This window comes from Thermostichus sp. OS-CIW-33 (assembly GCF_054059615.1).
Map to the genome: position 1 here is coordinate 135,669 of NZ_JBSSCH010000003.1, position 17,138 is coordinate 152,806.

A 17,138-nucleotide genomic window follows, 5' to 3' on the forward strand; every position below is an offset into this window, starting at 1 on the left:
GCACACCCCTCTGCCGACAAGCCAACAGAGGGACGACCCCATCTCTAGGAGGCTGATGCCGGTGGTCTTTCCTGCTGCTGAACCCCCTTTCGAGCGTTTCTCTGGCTCTGGGAAAAAGCGCGCCCTAACCTGGAATGAACTGGAGGAGCAGGTGCAGCAGTTTGCCCAGCGCTACCGGGGGCAGGTGGTCCAGCTCAGCCCGCCAGAGCTGGCGGTGGCGCTGCAGGAGTTGTCGGAGCTGACGCAGGCGCTCGCCCTGGCAGCCCATCTTGCCGAGGGTTGCGAGAGCAGCAGCCTTCCAACAGCGATCCCGGCTGAGGCCGAACCAGAGATGGCCTGGACGAAGGCAGACCCCAGCTGGAGGGATCTGGAGCGGGTCATCTCCCTGCAGAGCCAGCTGTTGTTTTTCCCCCTGGAACTGCAATCCCTGACCGCCGTTCCCCTCGGCGAACCCGCAGCTGAGACGCCGCAGGAGCGAGAGGATCGGCCCTCGGATCCCTTGGCCGCTGCTTGTGCCGAGCCGGAGCTGCGCCCCTTTCGCCAGTTTTTGTGTCGCCTCCTGCAGCAGCGGGGTCACCAACAACCGGAGCCTCTGGAGTGCCTGCTCCACCAACAGTACCCAACAGGAAGGTTAGCTTGGCGGCAGTTGTGGCAAGTGACCCTGAACTCGCCTGCTGCGCTCCCAGAGCACACTCTTGTCCAGCTGCAGAGCTTACAAACTCACGCCAGCGCGGAGATCCGCTGGGTGGCCTACCAGCGGCTAGTCCAACACCTAGAAGCCCATGCCGATCTGGGTGGGTTTATCCTCAGCACCCTGATCCGCGACCACCTGTGGGAGGCCCAATGGCGGGGCTATGACTCTGCTGCCGAGCTGTATCTGGCCCGCCAGGGCCTGACTCAGACCTTTTTGGAGAACCTATTGGAAGGGATCCGCGATCGGTTTGACCTGTTCCAGCACTATTACCGCCTCAAAAGCAGAACAATGGGACGTTCCATTCGCATCTGCGATCTGCATGCGCCCTGGGGGGATCCCGTTCCACCCCTGACCCCTGCTGAGGCCACCTCTCTAATCTGGGCTGCTTTGCAAGACTTTTGCCCTGAGTGTGCTGCCCAGGCCAAACCCTGGCTGCTGGAAGTCGGCGCTATCGCAACCGAGGCAGACAAGCCCACTCGCGTCAGCGAAACAGAGTCCTCGTCTAGACCAGGAGAAACGGGATCCGGCGGGAGCGAGCTCTTGTTGAAGACCCTTGCCACCCTCAGCCGGCGGCTCCGGCCTGAGGATCCCCAAGTTTGGCTGGATCTGGAGGAGATGCAGGGGAGTTCCGCACTGCTGCCGCGAGCGTGGGGGGTGCAGGCTCACACCGTCTTTTTGCAGCAAATACTCCTGGATCACCTGGTTGCCTCAGCAGTGGGATCCCCTCGCATGGGCAGGCCTGCTCTTTACGACCCAGAGGGGCAAACTGCTCCGCAGCGCTGGCGGGAACGCTCCGGCAGCCTCCAGTTGGCCCAGGCCCTGTTGATACACCATTTGGAAGCCCAGTTGCAGGCGGTGTTTTACCAGAGCTTGATCAGTCGGCTGGAGCTGATTCTCTATCGGTCGGGGATCCCCGAATGGGAAAACGGTGTAACCTACTCCTCCTGGGTGAGCGAAGAGTGGTTGAAGCTGTGTCAAGAGCTGTGCGGAGATGCGGTGGAACTGTTGCCGGAACACCAGTTTTACTGGGTGGGGATGCCGGAGCTGTTTCTCCACCCCTTTAGTGCCTATCAGGCTAGCCTTGCCAGCCTGGTGGCCTTGGCCTGTCACCGCCGCTATCACAGTTCTCCGCGCAACTTTCTGCCCCACTACCTCCGTTGGTTGGCCAGCCCGCCCGGATCCCTGACTTTGGAAGAAACCACCCAGCTGCTGCAGGCAGATCTGAGCGACCCAGGGGGAGTGTTGCAGGCGCTGGAGGAGCTGGAGCATTGGATCGAGACGCTAGAAAAGCTGCTGGAAGAGAATCCAGATCACTGAACCAACGATGACCCACCCTTGTTCTCTTGGACATAGGCGTGCTCTGCGGCGGGAAGAACTCTGGAACCCTGTACCCGACTCCTGCGAACCCACCCCAGCGGAGCCAGCCGTTAAAGCGCGTCCCTTCCTAAAATGGGCAGGGGGAAAAGGGCAACTGCTCAGCCAATACGAACCCTTTTTTCCTCGCGCCTGGAACACCTATCACGAGCCCTTTTTGGGGGGTGGAGCGGTCTTTTTTCATCTGGCCCAAGGGATCCCATCGGGTTCTCGACACTTTGTTTTGTCGGATATCAACCCTGAGCTGGTAAACGTGTATTGCTGCGTGCGGGATCAGGTGGAGGAGATCATTGCCCTGCTCAGCCACCACCAAGCCCACCACAGCCGGAACCATTACTACACCATCCGCGCGGCTCGTTTCGAGGATCCGGCGCAACGGGCTGCCCGCCTGCTGTACTTGAACAAAACCTGTTTCAACGGCCTCTACCGGGAGAACTCGCGGGGAGAGTTCAATGTTCCTTTGGGCCGTTACCGCAATCCCCGCATTTGCGACGCGGAGAACCTACGAGCTGTGGCACGGGTTTTACAAGGCGTGGAGATCGCGGTGCAGCCGTTTTGGCAGGTGCTCGAACGAGCCAAACCCGGGGATTTCGTCTATTTGGATCCCCCTTACTATCCCCTTTCTGCCAGCAGCAGCTTCACAGCCTACAGCCGGTTTGCCTTCGGCGAAGCGGAACAGATCCGCCTGCGAGAGGTGTTTGGAACCTTGGCCGACCGAGGCGTGCAGGTGCTGCTCTCCAATTCCGATTGCCCCTTCGTGCGGGAACTGTACCGGGATTACCCCATCCAGACCATCTCCGCCAGCCGTGCCATCAACGCCCAGGGCCACAAACGCGGCCCCATCACCGAGGTCTTGGTGCTGAGCCATCCCAGCCTGGCCTCTGCCCGTAGTGGGCCGGAAGGGATCCCGTTTTGCCCCAGAACCGTCTAAGGTGGACGCGATAGCGGTGCGGAGCACAATGGATGAGCAGGTCGAGATCCGAGGCGGGATCTTGAGCTTGGACACAGTGAGACCACGGGGACAACAGCGCATGGATCCACGAGAAATTGAGGCGTTGGTACGGGCCGCCCTGCCCGGTGCGAGAGTACAGGTGGAAGACACGGTCGGCGATGGCCACCATTTCCAGGCCATTGTGGTGGCGGAACAATTCCAGGGCTTGCCCCTGATCAAACAGCACCGGCTGGTGAATGAGGCCCTGAAAGCCTACCTGCAGGATGGCCGCCTACATGCTTTGGCCCTGCGCACCTTTACCCCCGCTCAGTGGGAGCAACTCCAGGGGCCGGATGGCTGATCGCGACAGCAGGACAGAGTCCCCTTGAGCCAAGAGGGTCATTTCCGGTCGCGCTGGGCATCGCCTCGATTCCCGGCTCCTCTCTTCCTTTGGGAAAGGGGCTGGAGCTGTCGCAAACGGGAATCCTCAAGGGATCGCCTCAAAGCAGCTTGCAATAGCCATAACTCACCTCTAACCAAAGCTGATCCGGAGCAGGGAGAAATCATCCTCAAAGTCCGTCCGCCCCTGAAAGGATTGGGCCTGATGGATCACCTGATCCAAACTATTGCCAGCGCCCTTGCTCAGCAGGGCTATCAAATTGTCCAGCCCCCAGATTTCTCTCTGGGGGTTTATGACTTCGTAAACTCCATCACTGAACAGGTAGAGATGGCTGTTCTCGGGGATCCGCACCTGATCCCTTTGAAAAGTGAGGTCGGGCAAAATGCCAATGGGCAAGTTGGCAGTCTTCAGCAGGAGCGAATCCTGACCCTGGATGAGCAGGGCAGGTGGGTGGCCGGCACTGGCAAAAGAGAGCAAACGGGATCCCGGCTGGTAAACCCCATACCAAAGGGTGAAGTACATCTCATGGTGGGATCCCATTTGAAAAGAGTGGTTGAGGGCGCGCAAGACCGCGTCCGGCTGGCGGGGATCGGCATCGGCCAAGCCTTGAGTGCGCAACTGGTTCATCACCGACACCGACAACAGAGCGGATCCCACCCCATGCCCCGACACATCCAGCAGATAGATGGCCAGGTGTTCCTCATCCAGCCAATGATAGTTAAACGAATCTCCCCCCAATTCCTGGGAGGGTAAAAAGCGCCACTCGAGGGTCACTTTGCAGTCGGGAAAATAGGCCGGCTCCGGCAGGAGAGAACGCACATAGCTGGCCGCCTCGGCCAATTCTGCCCGTAACCTGGCCGTTTGCTGCTGCAGGTCATAGCTGAGCTGGTGTAAGCGCAGCCCGGCCCGCACACGTGCCCGCAACTCATTGGGGTCGATGGGTTTGCTTAGAAACTCATCTGCTCCGGCATCCAGGCCCTGGATGCGGTCTTCGACCTCGGTGCGAGCGGTGAGCAAAATAAAAAACGTCGTGGAAAACTTGGGATCGGCTTTGATGCGTCGGCAAACCTCCAGCCCATCCATGTCCGGCATCATCCAGTCACAGATGATCAGCCCCGGCACCAGCAGGTGGGCTTGCTCCAGCCCCTCGGAACCGTTGCTGGCCATCTCCACGGTGTAGCCCTGTCGTTCCAGGGATCGCTTCAACACCAGCCGAATCGTCGGATCGTCGTCGACAATCAAAATGGCCGCCATGACCGCTGCACCCCAATCCTGAAGTCAAAACGCATCCAAACCCAACTCCAGCCCAATACCCCATACTGGTAGGCAGACCTTTTATCGTAGCTTAGGCGTTGCGTCAGGAAAACCAGCTCGGCAAGCAGTCCACGACAAAGGGGTGAAGCCTCAGCAGCCTCATCCATCAGAGCTGAAGGTACGTATCGATTTGTGGATCCTCAAAACCGTGGTTGCACGCTACCCAAAAGCTAACCGTTTCCAGATACTGGTGGCGGGAGACAATTCGAGGCAGATTCTGGGCAGATTCTTCTTGAGAGACTTTCATTGGATACAGAGATACAGATCACACTCATCCATCCTTCGCCGACTTAGAGTGAACGTTAAGATTCAATAGCCTTTACCGCATGAGCACATCTCCCCCATCCTTATCTCCTTCCGCCGTTCAGGATTCGCGGGCGAGCTTGCCTCCGGGACCTAGCGAAGCTCACAGGGGAGAAATTCGGCTGGAGGACTTGGACGAGAAGCAATTGTTGGCCTCCCTATCGTCGGTGGTGTTAAACCCGGCAGCTTGGAGTTGCTTCAGCGTCAGTGAAACCAGCCGCCTGCTACGCCCCCTGCAAATCTGCCCTGACTTGACGGGAACTCTTGTTCTCTCCCCAGGGGCCACTGCAGAAGTGGTCTATAAGTTCCTGCTGAGCGATGGTCGGATCGGAACCATGAAGGGGCTGATCTCCATCGAAGACTTCCGCAGCGAGCGGCTGCGCTCCGTTTACGATCAGCTTCACATCGAAAAGATTATACCGGTCTTCACCGAGTCGGTTGTGGTGCAGATTATCGATCATTTAAAACCGATTTTTGCCCGCGACTTGGATGAGCTGCTTTGGCAAGAAAGTTTTTACTTTACCCCTCAAGATCTGCGCCAGCAGGAGTTCTTGTTGCGCGGCCTACGGCCCGAGGCGATCCCACGCAGCTTTCGGCCTCACCTGCAAAGGGTCTACACCCAGATTATGAAGGTGTGTCGCAGCTTGCCCAACATCGCCTTCCAACTGTGTCTGCGAGCCTACCTGGAGTACAACGAGGTCAAGAACAGGCATCTGCTGGCGCTTCTACTCAGCAAGTATTTTTACACGCTCTACCGCATCGGCGGGCTGGACGGTTGGGAAAGTGGGGATCCGGTGGAGCTGGGATCCCTGCGCTCCTCCAATCGGCAGGCTCGACTCCAGGCTCTTGCTCGCCTTCTAACCCTGGACAACGACAGCGACGCTCCCCTGGTGGGCATTGGGGGCAGCGGGCTGGGGGGCAGCTATTTCAGTGGGGAACGGGAGCCTACTGGTGTTGAGATGGTGAGCTCGGAGGAGATTGAAAAGCTGCGGCAAGATGTGGAGGTGGCCCGCGGCCAGATCGCCGAGGCCCAGCAGTTGGTAACTCAATATCAGGAGGAGAAAAAACAGGAACTGCTCAACCGCCTTCAGGATCCGGGAAAGTTTCTTCTCTTCAGCATTCATCAGTTTTTTGACACCCTCTTCGGATCCCTGCCCGGAGAGGTGAAAAGCGAGTACGGGGCAGTTTGGGTGCCGCGCACCTCCTACTTGGATGAGAAGGAGCGAGACAAGCTGACAGAGCATTTGCGCCACATCACCAGCGAAGCTTATTTGGTCAGCGTTCCCTTTGCCGAGGCCACCCTCATCGGCTATTGGCGAGTTTTGGCCGATTCCTTCTACAACCAATGGGTTTTGAATCAGTACAAGCAGTTGCAAAGCTATGGAGTGGATCTGGAGCAACAGGGCATCCAGATTCTGGAACGAGAACGATTTCTGGATGAGGTTCAGTTGCGCTTTGCCGCCCGCCACCGAGAAATCGTCACCCAAAATGTGGAGAAGATCACCCAAATTGTGGTGGATAGCCTGGCCAAGCGGGTGGCCCTCAACACCGGCCAGCAAAGTTTTCAGGCCATGCGGGCCAAGTTGACCACCGTTTTGGATATGGACATTTCCCGCAAAGACGTGGGGGAAGTCAAGCGGCTGATCGACTACTTTACGGATGTGTTTTTGGGCAAGCGGGAGGAGCTGCGCTCCCCCTATCCGGTGGGCACGATTTTACAAGTCAAGGCGGCCATTGAGGCTCGCCCCCCCGATAGCCGCACCCGCATCGGTCTGGAAATTTTGGGTCAGCTCTACCGCGAGTACGTTCCCCTGCTGGGATCCGCACCGAGGTAGGAGGGGGGCAGAGCGGCGGATCCCGTAGGCCGACAGGTTTTGGGCACAATGGGGACTGGCGCGCTGTCTAGGGTTGGAGACGGAGATTCCCCATGCGCTACCGCCAGCTTGGCCACAGCCCTTTGCAAGTTTCCGAGATCTGCCTGGGCACCATGACCTTTGGGCAGCAGAATACTTTGTCTGAGGCTTTCGAACAGCTCGACTACGCGGTGGAGCACGGGATCAACTTCATCGATACCGCCGAGATGTACCCGGTGCCGGCGCGGGCGGAAACCCAGGGATCCACCGAGCGCTACATCGGCGAGTGGCTGCAACACCAACCGCGGCATCGCCTGATCCTGGCCACCAAGATCACCGGCCCTGGTCGGCCCTGGCATTGGATTCGCGGCGGATCCCTGTCCATTACCCGCGACAACCTCAAGCAGGCGGTGGCCGGCAGCCTCAAGCGCCTGAAGACCGACTACATCGACCTCTACCAGATCCACTGGCCGGATCGCTACGTGCCCCTGTTTGGGGGCGTTGCCTACGATCCCAGCCAGGAGCGGCCCACCGTTCCCATTGCCGAGCAGTTGCAGGCTCTGGCGGAATTGGTGCAAGAGGGTCTCATTCGCTACATCGGCCTGAGCAACGAAACCCCTTGGGGGGTGAGCAAGTTCTGCCAGGTGGCCGAGCAACTGGGGTTGCCCAAGGTGGTCTCGATTCAGAATGCCTACAGCCTCATCAACCGCACGTTTGAAATGGGCCTGGCGGAAGTCTGCCGCCACGAGCAGGTGGGCTTGCTGGCCTACAGCCCGCTCGGATTTGGGCTGCTGACGGGCAAATATCTGGGGGGGGTGAAGCCGCCGGGATCCCGTTTGGCCTTGTTTGAAGGCTTTGGCCAGCGGTACCGCAAGCCGAATGTGGAAGAAGCGGTGGCCGCCTATGTGCAAATTGCCCGCCGGCACGGTCTGACACCGGCCCAGTTGGCTTTGGCCTTTGTGCGCAGCCGCTGGTTTGTCACCAGCACCATCATTGGGGCCACCAGCCTGACCCAACTCAAAGAGAACCTCAGTTGCCTGGATGTGGAGCTGTCCCCGCAGATCCTGGCGGAGATCGAAGCGGTTCACCAGCGCTACCCCAATCCTGCCCCCTGAAAGGTTGGCGAAACCGGTGGCCAGACAGAACTTTTCAGAAGGTTTCCTCGTCTGGGTGTGCGGTTTGGATATCCTCTCCTACACTTCTGTCCGGCCAACTTCCAGGGCCCCTCCCAACCGAGAGTGGGGATCCAAGACTGTAAATCCCGTACCCAGAACCTGAGGTGTGAACGATGCGTGAGCTTTCCCTTTGGCAGGGCTGGAAAACCGCCGCTCTGGTGATCAGTTGCAGCAGCTTGGCCTGGCTTGGGGATCCCGCTTGGGCCCAACTTTCTGATATCAGCACCTATTGGGGTGCCCAGTACATTGCTGGGTTGAATGAACGGCAGATCATCGGCGGCTTCCCGGATGGCACCTTTCGTCCCAATGAATCCATCACCCGTGCCCAATTTGCCGTCATTGTCACCAAAGCTTTTGGCCTAGATACCAACGTTCCTGTGCGCTCCTTTGCCGATCCGATTCCCAGTTGGGCGGCTCCCTCCATCGGCGCGGCGGCAGCGGCAGGGTTTGTTTCCGGCTTTCCGGACGGCACCTTTCGCCCCAACGATGTGCTCACCCGTGCGCAGGCCATCACTGTCCTGACCCGTGCAGCCACCAACGGCAGGCTCATCGAAGATGCCGGCCAAATTGACGCGATCCTATCCGCGTTCGGCGATGCCAATTTGGTTCCCAACTTTGCCCGCGCCCCCATCGCGACAGCAGTTCAGGAAGGGCTGTTGGTGCTCTACCCCAACCCCACCCAATTGAATGCCCAGGCGGTGGCCACGCGGGGGGAAGTGGCTGCTCTTACCTACCAAGCGCTGGCCAAGGTGGGCCGGGTGCCCAATTTGGATCCGCCGGTGGGGGCTGCCATTCCCGGCCCTGGGATCCGTACCGAGCTCCTTGCCCAGGTCACTCCTACGCCCGAACCCCTGGCCACGCCGGACATTCCCATTGAGCCTCTGGTGGAAACGCTGCCCGCCGCCCCAGAAGTGAGAACCTTCTTCGCCCGCGAAGAGCTGGGATCCGTAAACCCAGGGGATACCGTTACCGTGTTTTTGCTGGGATCCCCAGGGGCGCAGGGATCGTTTTCCATCCCCGGCATTGCCTACAACCTGCCACTGCAGGAAACCCGCCCAGGGCAATACGAGGGCAGCTACACCTTCCGCAGCCAAGACCGGGCCTCAGAAGCGCCTGTTTTTGCCCGCTTGGAGCGGGATGGACTGGTAACCCTGGTGCAGCTGCCGGATAAGACCATCACCATCGGGCGGGTGACCGACACCACCTTCCCCACCATCAGCGAACTGGCCCCTCCCAACGGATCCCTAACAGACAACCCTCGCCCCTCCATCTCAGCCCGTTTCCAAGATGACCAAGGAATTGACCTGAATAGCTTTACCTTGCTGGTGAACAACGCGGATGTCACCGCCCAAGCCCAGCTCACCCGCACCGGCTTTACCTACACCCCTGCCGAGCCGCTGCCCACCGATCGACCGACCTTGATCGCCGTCCAAATTGCCGATACCAGCGGCAACACTGCCATCCAGCAGTGGTCTTTCCAGGTGCAGGCCGCCCAGCCCACTCCCACACCAACTCCAACACCAACCCCGACACCGACAGCCACGCCCACACCGACCCCAACGCCGACTCCAGCTCTGACCCCAACGCCAACCCCAACACCGGTAGCTACGCCTACTCCCACACCCACGCCGGAAGCTACACCCACTCCCACTCCACAGCCTGGCGGGGAGTATGACTCTAGTCAATAATAAGCTCAACTATACTGAAAATAATGTATAATATGTTCAGTACGGATTACTACCAGTTGATCTTTCTGTTTACTTTCGAGTCTGCCAACATGGTAGCCAAAGCAAAGCAGAAAATTGGTAGTAAGACGACACGGAAACTGCGCTTTGGGTATTCTACTCAAAGCTTTGCGGGATACCGCCATTCTGTTTGGAAACAAACAGAATGCTATCGCTGCATAGTTGAACAGTGATGTTCAGCAGTGTTCAGCGTAAATGTATCAGCCTTCACCTTCTCCTTCTCCAGAAGGACGGTCTCCTGCAGAACCCAAGCCGGAGTCCAGCCCCGAGGCTCAGGAGAGTGAGGCTACAGAGTCTCCTAAGCCAGAATCCCCAGCCCCCCAGCCAGGGGATCCCGGCGGACCGACTCCTTCTCCTTCCCCCAGCCCCTAGGGAAAACTCGATCCAGACCCCGAACAGGCTCAATAGTGTTTTAAGAGCTTCCGATCCCTTAATACCTACTAAATCTAGTGGGCACAAGCGGGGCAGGATGTTAAGCTACTGCCAGTTGCGACCGGATGGGATCCATGAGCTCAACCTTGCAGCCGTTCCTGCATTTGTTGCAGAGGAGTTCCTTTTGGGGGGTGTTGGGTGGGATGTTGATGGCCGCTGCTGTTGCCCCGGTTGCCGCTCAGCAGTTCGAGTTCACCCCTCAGCCGGTGCCCCCCAGGGGGGATCCCGTCCCTACCCTGCCCTTGCTGAGCCCTCCGCCCTCCCCCGGCTCTGCCACGGCCCTGCCACCGGTACCTCAGGTGCCGCAAATGCCGCTGGATCCCACAGCTCCGGCCTTGGATCCGATCCCGGTGGTGCCCGTTCAAGCGGCCCCAGGTGGACAACTCCCCCAAGGCGAGGCCTATTCCTATCAACGTCGGCCCGACCTCAGTCCAGGTGGGGATCTCCCTGGAGCCACGCGGGGCGAGCTGCCTGCCGGCACCCGTATTCTCCTCACGGTCTACCGCCCCATCACTTTCCAGCCCTACCAGGCCATTAACGGCCACCTGGAAGTCTCCGAGCCGGTGGTGGATCGCTTTGGCCAGGTGGTGATCCCGGCAGGGAGTGTGGTGTGGGGCACTTTTGAGCCGGTTTACCGAGAACAGAAGTTTCCTGGTCGGGAGTCGGAGAGCGCCGATCCCCAAGAGCGGGTCGTCGGCAGCCGCTTTGTGGCCAACCGCCTCACCATCGGCTCTTCCACCTACTTGGTGAGAGGCCAATCTGCGCCGCTATCAGTCGGGTTGGATCGCAACGCCGACGTCGGCACAACTGTAGCCCGCGGGGCAGGCTATGGGGCAGCAGGTGGGTTGGCCTTGGGGATCCTCACGGGGGGATGGGGCTTTTTGCCGATCTTGGCCGGCAGCTTGGCCGGCGCTGCGGCAGGCAGTACCAATATTGACCGGGTGGTGACGCTGCAGCCCAATACGTTGGTGGAGCTGGAACTGACCGATAGCCTGATCATCCAATAACTGGTCAACGCTCTCTTGCGCTGGGGCAGGTCAGTAGAGTAGAAGAGAGCACCCTCAATTGCTTCCATGGCCTTCTGGATCTACGTTGTGCCCCCGCTGGCCGGGCTGGTGATCGGCTATTTCACCAACGACATTGCCATCAAAATGCTGTTCCGGCCCTACCGCCCCTATCGGGTTTTCGGCTGGCGCATCCCCTTTACCCCCGGCCTGATCCCGCAGAACCAGCCTCGTCTGGCCAAGCAGATCGCCAAGACCATCATGGGATCCCTGCTCACGCCGGAGGAACTGCACAATCTGGCCCGTAAGCTGCTGCAAACCGAGCGCATGCAAGCAGGGATCCGCTGGCTGCTGGGGGTAGCCCTGGATCGGCTGCAAAACCCTGAGCAACAGCAGCAAACTGCTCAGGTGTTGGCGCGCATTTTAGCCGACCTGTTTAACGAGTCGTTGCCCCGCCTGGTGAAGGTGCTGGCCCGCCAAGAAACCTTTTTGGAAGGGCCGATTAACCAACTGTTCGACCAGGTGTTGCTGGAGCTGCGTCTCAGTGCCGAGCAGGCTAAGCAGCTCTCGGAGTGGATCCTGAAGCAGGCGCTGCCCCCAAAGGTGTTGCGGCAGAACTTGGTGGACTTTCTCACCGATCGCAACATCGAATCCCTTGACGAGGAGTTTCGTGAACGAGCGACCGGCTCCTACTGGGTGGTGGCCAACTTGTTCGGCCTGAAAAATGCCCTGTTGCGCCTGCGCACCTATTGTCTAGAAGAGCCGGAAGGGGCAGAAGCCATCTTGGAAGATCTGCTCAAAGACATCAACGCCTCCCGCCGCCTGACCGAGATCCTGCAGAACCTCTCGCTGCAAAACCTGCCGGTTTCCGCCGTGCGTCAGTTGCGCCGTGCCCTCCGCGACGGGATCCAAGATTACCTGCGCAGCCAAGGGCCAGAGGTTATCAAAGGGCTGGGGGAGACCATCGATTGGGAAAAAGTGGCCAGCCTGGTGTTGGGACGCCTGCGCAACTCCAAGGCGTTGATCACCTCCATCGATCAGATCAGCGCCGACCTGGCTTTGGTCTTGGAGCGCTACCTAGAACGGGATCTCGAATCCCTGATGATGCAGGTGATCCCGGTGTTGAACCTGGATCAGGTCATTGCCGATAAAGTCAACGCCACCTCCCCTGCCGACCTGGAGCAGGCCATCCAGCAGATCGTGCGCCAAGAACTCCAGGCCATCGTCAACTTAGGCGGCCTCCTCGGCTTTTTGGTGGGCTGTGTGCAGGTGCTGTTCTTGCTGGGCTGACGAGTTTGGGTTGGGCTTTGACTTTGGCTATGATATGAGAATGCGATTAACAATTCTCCACACTTCGGATCTCCATGCCAATCTACATCCCTGGAACTACTTCACCGGGATCCCTGCGGAGCACGGTTTAGCCAAGCTGGCCACCCTCATCAAGCGCGTGCGAGCAGCCAGTGAGGATCCCGTCTTACTCATCGACAGCGGCGATACCATTCAGGGATCCCCCTTGGGCACCTACTATGCGCAAGTGGAGCGCGTCTCCCCTCACCCCTTGGCTCATGCTCTCAACGCCCTAGGCTACGACGCCTTTACCCCCGGCAACCACGACTTTAACTTTGGGCTTCAGGTTCTCCGGGATTTTGTCGGCGATCTCCGCTGTCCGGTGCTCTGTGCCAACATCCTCCGCCAGAATGGGGATCCCCTCTTCCAGCCCTACCTGATCCGGGAATTGGCCGGGGTTCGCGTTGGCTTGCTAGGGCTGACCACCCCCCGCATCGACACCTGGGAGCGACCCGACTACATTGCGGGGCTGCGCTTTGCCCCCTTGTTGGAGACCGCCCGACACTACCTATCGCTGCTGCGACCTCAGGTGGATGTTTTGATCTTGATCCTGCACAGCGGCCCCAACCAATTGCCCCCCCTGCGCACCCCTGAGCATTGGCACAACCCAGATCGCTCCGGCTGGTGCAGCAACAAAAGCCTGGCAGGGGAAAACGAACTGTTGGCCCTGGCCGAACTGGACGGCATTGACGTCATCCTCTCCGGCCATACCCACCAGACTATCGCCGGTCTGGGGGGATCCCCAGCTCTAGTGGTGCAGCCCGGCTATTGGGGCAGCCACCTCTCCCAGGTATCCCTGGAGCTGGAGCGCCAGGGCAGCCGCTGGCAAATCATCAGCAAAAGCGCACAGCTCCTCTCCGCCGAAGGGATCCCTCCCGATCCCGAACTCTTGGCCTTGACAGAGCCCTATCATCAAGCCACCCTGCGCTACATCCGTCAGCCCATTGGCCAAGCCCGTTCTGCCTATAGCGGCGGTCTGGCAGCCCGTCTGGGGGCCAACCCTCTGGCAGAGCTGCTCCATCAGGCCCAATTGCAAGCAGTGCGGGAGGCAGGATTCCCCGCAGAGCTCTCCCTGGTCAACATCTGCAGCAGCGCCGGCCTGTCAGCAGGCCCCATCTCCCTGCAAGATGCCTACAGCCTCACCGTCTACGACAACACCCTCTGCGTTTTGGAGATCACCGGAGATATTCTGCGGCGCGCCCTGGAACAGACTGCCGGCTATTTTCGCCAGTTGGATCCCAATCACCTTCCCGCCGATCCTGCTGCCGTCGTGGCCCCCGAAGCCCGCGGCTACACCTTCGACCTCTACCACGGCATCGACTACTGCTTCGATCTCACCCGCCCCGTAGGAAAGCGCCTGGTGACCTTACAATTCCGCGGACAGCCGGTGGAACCAGCACAGACCTTTCGCCTGGCCATTAACCACTACCGAGCCGGCGGCGGCGGCGGTTACAGCATGTTCCAAGAAGCCCAAACCCTGTGGATCTCAGCCGATAGCATCCGCGACTTTCTGGTCTACTATATTCACACCCACTCCCCCATTCAACCCATCTACAGCCCCAACTGGCGCCTAATCCCCGACTTGGCCAAGATCTACTTCCCCGATTGCCTGGGCCGGCCACGGGAACATCTGCTGGTCGGCTAGGAAAGAAAAGATATTGACTTCAACTGGCTGAAAGAGAACCCGGTAGAATACGATCAACACAGAGCCTGGTTTGGCTGAGTGCAGCGGCGGTTTTGAAACTGCCAAACTGGGGATATCCGAGTCACTGCTCATTGCTAACACTTGCCGACATCGCCCATGACTGCCGAAGAGAAGCAACCGATGGCCCCAGAAGATACCTATCCTGAACTACAGGAAGAAGAGATCGACGTAGAGGCAGAGCTGGAGAAGCTGATTTTGGAAGATAGCGAAGCAGAAGCCGGTACCTCCTCCGGAGAAACCGCAGCTGAGCCTTCTCCAGATCCCGGTGAAGCTCTCAAGCAGCTCCAGCACGAGTTGGAAGTTGTCCGCCAGCAACTCAAAGAGAAAGAAGACGCCTACCTGCGCCTCTACGCCGATTTTGAAAACTACCGGCGGCGTACCCAGCGGGAAAAAGAAGAGTTCAGCCAAAAAGAACGGCAGAAATTTGTGCTGGAGATCTTGCCTGTTGTGGACAGCTTTGAGCGGGCTCAGCAGCAGCTGAAGCTGGAAACCGACCGCGAGCGGGAGTTGCACAACAGCTACCAGAGCGTCTACCGCCTGCTGGTGGAATGCCTGAAGAAGATGGGCGTCTCCCGCATGAAATCGGTGGGCCAGCCCTTCGACCCCAACCTGCACGAAGCCATAGCCCGTCAGCCCAGCCCAGACTATCCCGAGGATGTGGTAGCCGTCGAATATCAGCCGGGTTACAAGCTGGGGGACTTGGTGATCCGTCATGCCATGGTGGCCGTCTCGGCGGGCAGCCCCAGCTCTGAACCATCCCCCCCAGCCCAAGCCACCATCGAAGCTGGTCCGGAAAACACGCCCGCCTCTCCCCAAAACTCCCAACCTTCCTAGCCGAACTTGCTCACTTGAACCTTGACAAACAGAGCCAGAGCAGTCTCAGAAACGCTACAGTAAAGCTACGGAGACGAAAGCAACGTCTGAAGGTTTCTGCGGGATTCTGGGCAGAATGCTTTTAAGATCCGTGGAATCGCGTTCTTGGGTTGAGACTTGGCGCACGAGGAGAGGGGGCTATGGGTAAAGTCATCGGGATTGACCTGGGAACCACCAACAGTTGCGTGGCGGTTTTGGAAGGTGGTCAGCCCGTTGTGATTACCAACGCCGAGGGAGGGCGCACTACCCCCAGCATTGTCGGCTTTGCCAAGAACAACACCCGCTTGGTGGGCCAACTGGCCAAGCGCCAGGCGGTTACCAATGCTGAAAACACCATCTTCAGCATCAAACGCTTCATTGGCCGCACCTTTGCCGAGACCGAAGATGAGCGGAGGCGGGTTCCCTACAAAGTCATCCCCGGTCGAGACAACATGGTGGAAGTGGCGGTGCAAGATCGCGCCTACACTCCGCAGGAGATCTCCGCCATGATCTTGCAAAAGCTGAAGGCCGATGCGGAGGCCTATCTGGGGGAGCCGGTGACCCAAGCCGTGATCACCGTTCCCGCCTATTTTACCGATGCCCAGCGGCAGGCCACCAAAGATGCGGGCACCATTGCCGGCCTGGAGGTGCTGCGCATCATCAACGAGCCGACAGCAGCCGCCCTGGCCTATGGCCTAGACAAACAAGATCAAGACCTACGCATTCTGGTTTTCGATTTGGGTGGCGGCACCTTCGATGTCTCGGTGCTGCAACTGGGCAGCGGCGTGTTTGAGGTGCAAGCGACTGCCGGCAACAACCACCTGGGGGGGGATGATTTCGACCAAAGAATTGTCGATTGGCTCATCCGTCAGTTTTTGGAGACGGAAGGGATCGACCTCTCGCGGGATCGCATGGCCCTGCAGCGGATGCGGGAGGCTGCTGAGAAGGCCAAAATTGAGCTGTCCAGCACCCAGGTTACGCTCATTAACCTGCCTTTTATCACCGCTGACGACTCGGGGCCCAAACACCTGGAAGTGGAGCTGACCCGCGGCAAGTTTGAGGAGTTGGTGCGGGATCTGGTGGAGGCCACCGTGGAGCCTACAGAACAGGCGCTGCGGGATGCCGGCCTCTCCCCTGCAGACATCGACCGCGTGCTGCTGGTGGGCGGCTCTACTCGTATTCCCGCTGTCCAGGAGAAAATTCGGCAAATCTTCAAAAAAAACCCAGATCGCTCCGTCAACCCGGACGAGGCGGTGGCCCTTGGCGCTGCCATCCAGGCAGGCGTGGTGGGTGGAGAAGTGAAAGATCTACTGCTGCTGGACGTGATCCCTCTCTCGATTGGGGTGGAAACGCTGGGGGGAGTCTTCACCCGCATCATCGAGCGCAACACCACCATTCCCACCAGTAAAACCCAGATTTTCTCCACTGCCACCGATGGCCAGAGTGTGGTGGAGATTCACGTCCTGCAGGGAGAGCGGGCCATGGCCAAAGACAACAAAACCTTGGGCCGCTTTCAGCTGACCGGGATCCCGCCGGCTCCCCGTGGGGTGCCCCAGATCGAGGTTTCTTTTGACATCGATGCCAACGGGATCTTGAAAGTCTCGGCTCGGGAAAAGGGGACAGGAATCGAGCAGAGCGTCAAGATCACCAACAACGGTGGCCTGAGCAGCAGCGAGATCGAGCGAATGCGTCGGGAAGCGGAGGCCTATGCCGAAGAAGATCAGCGCCGGCGGCAGTTGGTGGAAGCCCGCAACCAGTCAGATAGCCTGCTCTACAACTACGACAAAACCCTGCAGGAGCATGGCAATCGCCTCAGCGAAGCTCGAATCCAGCGGGGGGCTCAAGTGGCGGGCACATTGAGGGCATTGCTGGCAAATGATAACGTAGACTTAGCAACTTTACGGAACGCAATGGAAGAACTGCGGGCTGTCCTGCTGGAGATGGGTAGCGAGATCTATGGAGCTCGCTGAGGATTCTAGGCAACTGCTTGCTCTCCCCCAGCTCCGGTG

12 protein-coding genes are annotated in these 17,138 nt (G+C 59.2%); 11 read left to right on the plus strand and 1 reads right to left on the minus strand.

Annotated elements, in window-relative coordinates; translation table 11 throughout:
- Nucleotides 1-55: 55 nt before the first annotated feature.
- From ACVWZG_RS03235 to ACVWZG_RS03245, 3 genes are read left to right on the plus strand one after another with little or no spacing between them, the layout of a single operon-like run.
- Entirely contained in the window at nt 56-2,011 is a 1,956-nt protein-coding gene (locus tag ACVWZG_RS03235; RefSeq protein ID WP_457405086.1) for a peptidase M3, read from the plus strand.
- A 7-nt stretch (nt 2,012-2,018) separates the two neighbouring features.
- On the plus strand, nt 2,019-2,999 hold the full coding sequence (locus ACVWZG_RS03240) for a DNA adenine methylase (protein WP_457394173.1): 981 nt from the start codon (nt 2,019-2,021) through the stop codon (nt 2,997-2,999).
- Between the two features lie 28 nt (nt 3,000-3,027).
- A complete protein-coding gene (locus ACVWZG_RS03245) occupies nt 3,028-3,360 on the plus strand; it encodes a BolA family protein (RefSeq protein ID WP_414330062.1) in 333 nt (110 codons plus the stop codon).
- A 171-nt stretch (nt 3,361-3,531) separates the two neighbouring features.
- Here the strand turns inward: ACVWZG_RS03245 and ACVWZG_RS03250 are convergent, their stop codons facing one another.
- Entirely contained in the window at nt 3,532-4,653 is a 1,122-nt protein-coding gene (locus tag ACVWZG_RS03250; protein ID WP_414351703.1) for a PP2C family protein-serine/threonine phosphatase, read from the minus strand.
- 443 nt (nt 4,654-5,096) lie between these two features.
- Between ACVWZG_RS03250 and ACVWZG_RS03255 the strand changes: the two genes are divergently transcribed.
- The 8 genes from ACVWZG_RS03255 (at nt 5,097) to dnaK (ending at nt 17,099) form a co-directional block, all read left to right on the plus strand.
- A complete protein-coding gene (locus ACVWZG_RS03255) occupies nt 5,097-6,851 on the plus strand; it encodes a hypothetical protein (RefSeq protein WP_457405085.1) in 1,755 nt (584 codons plus the stop codon).
- Nucleotides 6,852-6,943: 92 nt separating this feature from the next.
- Nucleotides 6,944-7,984 (plus strand): NADP(H)-dependent aldo-keto reductase, encoded by a 1,041-nt coding sequence (locus tag ACVWZG_RS03260; RefSeq protein WP_414424739.1) that lies wholly within the window; start codon nt 6,944-6,946, stop codon nt 7,982-7,984.
- Between the two features lie 173 nt (nt 7,985-8,157).
- On the plus strand, nt 8,158-9,732 hold the full coding sequence (locus ACVWZG_RS03265; protein ID WP_457405083.1) for an S-layer homology domain-containing protein: 1,575 nt from the start codon (nt 8,158-8,160) through the stop codon (nt 9,730-9,732).
- Between the two features lie 563 nt (nt 9,733-10,295).
- Nucleotides 10,296-11,228 (plus strand): hypothetical protein, encoded by a 933-nt coding sequence (locus ACVWZG_RS03270; protein ID WP_457405082.1) that lies wholly within the window; start codon nt 10,296-10,298, stop codon nt 11,226-11,228.
- A gap of 66 nt (nt 11,229-11,294) precedes the next feature.
- Nucleotides 11,295-12,515 carry a DUF445 domain-containing protein gene (locus tag ACVWZG_RS03275; protein WP_414374087.1) on the plus strand — a complete coding sequence of 407 codons (1,221 nt, stop codon included), beginning with the start codon at nt 11,295-11,297 and terminating at the stop codon, nt 12,513-12,515.
- 40 nt (nt 12,516-12,555) lie between these two features.
- Nucleotides 12,556-14,217 carry a bifunctional metallophosphatase/5'-nucleotidase gene (locus tag ACVWZG_RS03280; protein WP_414416413.1) on the plus strand — a complete coding sequence of 554 codons (1,662 nt, stop codon included), beginning with the start codon at nt 12,556-12,558 and terminating at the stop codon, nt 14,215-14,217.
- A gap of 156 nt (nt 14,218-14,373) precedes the next feature.
- Nucleotides 14,374-15,111, plus strand: coding sequence for a nucleotide exchange factor GrpE (gene grpE / locus ACVWZG_RS03285; protein WP_457415200.1), 738 nt, complete (start codon nt 14,374-14,376; stop codon nt 15,109-15,111).
- Between the two features lie 179 nt (nt 15,112-15,290).
- The gene (gene dnaK / locus ACVWZG_RS03290) at nt 15,291-17,099 is read left to right on the plus strand and encodes a molecular chaperone DnaK (RefSeq protein ID WP_414329166.1); all 1,809 of its coding nucleotides are present in this window, start codon (nt 15,291-15,293) and stop codon (nt 17,097-17,099) included.
- The last annotated feature ends 39 nt before the right edge of the window (nt 17,100-17,138 follow it).